General features: G+C 74.2%; 3 protein-coding genes and 2 pseudogenes. 2 read left to right on the forward strand and 3 right to left on the reverse strand.

What is annotated here, in order from left to right; all coding sequences use genetic code 11:
* Nucleotides 1-477 (reverse strand): annotated as a pseudogene (locus IF37_RS0137975) (hypothetical protein); the annotation flags it as partial.
* Between the two features lie 9 nt (nucleotides 478-486).
* Nucleotides 487-1,512 (reverse strand): SMI1/KNR4 family protein, encoded by a 1,026-nt coding sequence (locus IF37_RS0137980; RefSeq protein ID WP_030754139.1) that lies wholly within the window; start codon nucleotides 1,510-1,512, stop codon nucleotides 487-489.
* 266 nt (nucleotides 1,513-1,778) lie between these two features.
* On the opposite strand from IF37_RS0137980, the gene IF37_RS0137985 reads away from it, so the two are divergent.
* Both IF37_RS0137985 and IF37_RS0137990 read left to right on the forward strand, forming a co-directional pair.
* On the forward strand, nucleotides 1,779-2,291 hold the full coding sequence (locus IF37_RS0137985) for a YwqJ-related putative deaminase (RefSeq protein ID WP_030754142.1): 513 nt from the start codon (nucleotides 1,779-1,781) through the stop codon (nucleotides 2,289-2,291).
* Nucleotides 2,292-2,425: 134 nt separating this feature from the next.
* Nucleotides 2,426-2,920 (forward strand): SUKH-3 domain-containing protein, encoded by a 495-nt coding sequence (locus IF37_RS0137990; RefSeq protein ID WP_030754145.1) that lies wholly within the window; start codon nucleotides 2,426-2,428, stop codon nucleotides 2,918-2,920.
* Nucleotides 2,921-3,004: 84 nt separating this feature from the next.
* On the opposite strand, the pseudogene IF37_RS0137995 reads toward IF37_RS0137990, so the two are convergent.
* A pseudogene (locus IF37_RS0137995) lies at nucleotides 3,005-3,371 on the reverse strand (sensor histidine kinase); the annotation flags it as partial.

A 3,371-nucleotide genomic window follows, 5' to 3' on the forward strand; every position in this document is an offset into this window, starting at 1 on the left:
GGCCGCAGCGGCGGGAACGGCCGGCCCGCCCGCACCCGAGCCCGCCCCGGCCGACGCACCGCCGTCGGGCGCACCCGCGCCGGAGCCCGGCCGGTCGCCCGACCCCAGCTTGTCCGCCGCCTCCTGCAACCACTCCGGCGGCGTCAACAGGAACGAGGTCTGGTTGAGGTCCAGCCGGGCGGCGGCCGGCGCCGGAACCGCGTCCGGCGGCCCGTCGGTACGGCCGTACGCCTCCTCGTACCGGCGGATCACCTCGCCCACCGGCAGCGCCGGCCACAGCGTCGCCTCACCACTGTCCCGGGCGATCACCAGCCGCTGGCCGCCCGCGTCCGAACGCGGCCCCTCCGCCCGGTCCTCGCCCCACACCACGAACCCCAGCTCGAACTCCCGCACCCGCACCTCACGGTGCTGGTACACGGGCACGTCGCCGTTGATCCACTCCTCGGCGCGCTCCTGCGCCTGCGCGTAGGTCACCATCGCCTCAGCTCACTCCCCCACCGGGCCGGAAGACACCGGGACGACACGGACGAAGCCGCCGTCCACCATCAGATTCGCCACCGTCTCCAGCTCCGGCGGACTGCCGGCCAGCCGGGACAGGAACGCGTCGAAATCCTCACCGCACGGCAGCAGCAGACGCTCCACCCGCTCCGCCGGCGACCACGACGGATCCACGTCCCGCACATCGTCGTACGCGCAGAACCACACCGAACCGGCCCGCTCGCCCTTCACCTTCACCGCGAGCAGCCCGCCCTGCACGAACCCCACCCCGAGGTAATCCTTCGTCAGGTGGTCCCGCAGACACTTGTTCACGTACACCAGGTCGTTGACCGCGGCCTCGTCCCGCACCGTGAAGAACGGCTGGTCCACCAGCAGCCCCAACTCCGCGTCCAGCGCCGTGCCGACCGGCGCGCAGCCACCCGCCGCCTTCAGGAACGAGCGATAGGCGCCCGGCAACCGGTACCCCAGGTCCTCCTCGACCCCCTGCACCTGCGCCTCCGTCACCGCCACACCCGACTTCGACAACCCGAAGTGCGCCGGCCGGGGCTCCTGCAACGGCCGCGTCCCGCGCTTGGCGTGATCCACCGCCGCCGTCGCCACCCCACCGTGGTGCCGCAGCAACGCCTTCACGTCGACCGGCACCAGCTCCAGCCGCCGGGTGCCCACCACGTGATGCCACGTCCAGCCGTGCGGCGTCGCCACATCCGGCACCGTGTCCCACAACTCGTGCCCCGCCGCCGCCAGCGCCGCGTTCGCCGACACGTAGTCCGTCAGCCGCAGCTCGTCGACGCCGAAACCCTCCGGCGGCTCGGCGATCTCCACCGCCACCCGCGCGTACGGCGAGAAATCCGGGTAACCCCGGTCATCCACCCGCACTCCCCCCGGATGACGCGCCGCCCGGACCGGATCCGGGAAGTGCACCACCTGCCCGGCGTAAGCCGCGTTCGGCGGCACGGCCTGTCCCCCAGCCTGACCGCTGGGCGGCGCCCCCGGCCCGAGCCGACCTGTCGTCATGGCGGTTGCCCCCTGCGGCATTCCCTCTGGCCTTAAGCGGCGGTGTCGATCGCGGATGCCGACAGCCTATGCGGTACACGAACCCCGGTCACCGGCCCATCACGTCCCCCACCGACCGCCCGGCGCCACCCCCGTGACCAGCCGTCACCCCACCGTCACGACACGCCCCCCGCACGGGCGTGTCGCCCCGCCCCAGCTTCCGCACGGGCCATGGCATTTGGCACCCTGTGTCCTTCGGGGGATGCCCGGGGAGGGGAACGACGACCATGAACACCTTGCGGACCGGAGGTACCGACGTGCGGGCCGGCGACCCTCGCATCGACTGGAGCGGCACCGACGCACCCCCCACCCCCGCGCTCCGGCACCGGCGCGACGGCATCCTGCCCGCGGTCGCCGCCGCCCTCTCCGTCCGCGGCGCCACCCTCACCTGCACGGCCGCCCGCAGCGACCAGCCCCCCACCCTGCACCCCCTCGTCCAGGACTTCCTCGACGCCCTCGGCAGTGCCCAGCGCGACCGCTTCACCGGCCGCTGCGCGGAGACCATCCTCATCTCCCGGCACCTCGCCACCGCCGACGCCGCCCGCAGCAAACGCGCCGCCCGCCGGCCCATGACCAACGGCGAAGCCCGCAAAGCCCTCAAGCACGCCAAACTCACCGCCCGCCGCATACGCGAGGACGGCGACCCCCTCCACGGCGGCTTCGCCACCCCCTGCCGCGCCTGCACCGCGCTCAGCGCCCACTTCGGCGTGCGCATCGTCGACCCCGCGACCGACGGCTGACCCCGTCCTCCGCACCCGCGGCACCGACACCACCGCCGGCACCCCACACCGCCGGCACCCGCCACCACCGGCACCACCCACACCACCGGCACCACCACGCGAGCACCCGCACGCGCACGACGAACGAACGGCAGATGCACACCGACCGCACCTCCACCACCCGCTTCCCCGTACCCGTCGACGCCGCCCTGCGCGACGCCGGCTGGCACCCCGGACGCTGGGACATAAAACAAGCCGAGATCTGGGCCGACACCCTGCGCGAACACACCTCACCCGCCGGACACCGGCACAGCGTGTTCCCCGCCGCCGTCGAAGCCTGGGCCGAATTCGGCGGCCTGACCATCACCCCCACCGGACCCGGCCGGCACATCGCCCCCGCCACCCTCCACCTCGACCCCCTGCACGGCCTCCACCTCGCCCGCACCCTCGGCGACCTCGGCCGCGCACTCGGCACCGAGCTGTGCCCCCTCGGCGAGGAGACCGACACCGCCGCCCTGCTCGCCATCGACACCGAGGGCCGCGTCTACACCCTCGACCACACCGGCGACTGGTACGTCGGCCCCGACCTCGACCACGCCCTGACCACCCTGGTCACCGGCGTCCAGCCGGTACGCCTCACCGCCGGCTGAGACACCCCGCGGGACGGCACACCCCGCGGGAGGGCACACCACCGCCCCGCCCCGGAACCCGGCCCCCACCGGTCCACAGCCGGCCTACGCCGACGGAATCACCGCCGACACCCGGAACCCGCCCGCCTCCGTCGGCCCCGACACGAACACACCGCCCAGCGCCAGGACCCGCTCCCGCATCCCCACCAGACCATTGCCGCCCGACGGCAGCCCCGCGGCCGACGCCGACCCCGGCTCCGGCGGCGGCTCGTTCTCCACCTGCATCGCGATCTCCGACACCCGGTGCGCCAACCGCACGTACGTCTTCGCCCCCGCCGCGTGCTTGTGGACGTTTGTCAACGCCTCCTGCACCACCCGGTACGCCGTCTGCTCGACCTCCGCCGCGTACGACCGCACCTCCCCCGCGACCGACAGGTCCACCACCATCCCCGCCGCCGCCGACTGCCCCGCC

The sequence above is a fragment of the Streptomyces sp. NRRL S-31 genome (genome assembly GCF_000718775.1).
Classification (GTDB): Bacteria; Actinomycetota; Actinomycetes; order Streptomycetales; family Streptomycetaceae; genus Streptomyces.

Coding starts and splice junctions, on each gene's coding strand:
- IF37_RS0137980 (WP_030754139.1), bottom strand. CDS start 1,512: ATGACGACAGGTCGGCTCGGGCCGGGGGCGCCGCCCAGCGGTCAGGCT.
- IF37_RS0137985 (WP_030754142.1), top strand. CDS start 1,779: ATGAACACCTTGCGGACCGGAGGTACCGACGTGCGGGCCGGCGACCCT.
- IF37_RS0137990 (WP_030754145.1), top strand. CDS start 2,426: ATGCACACCGACCGCACCTCCACCACCCGCTTCCCCGTACCCGTCGAC.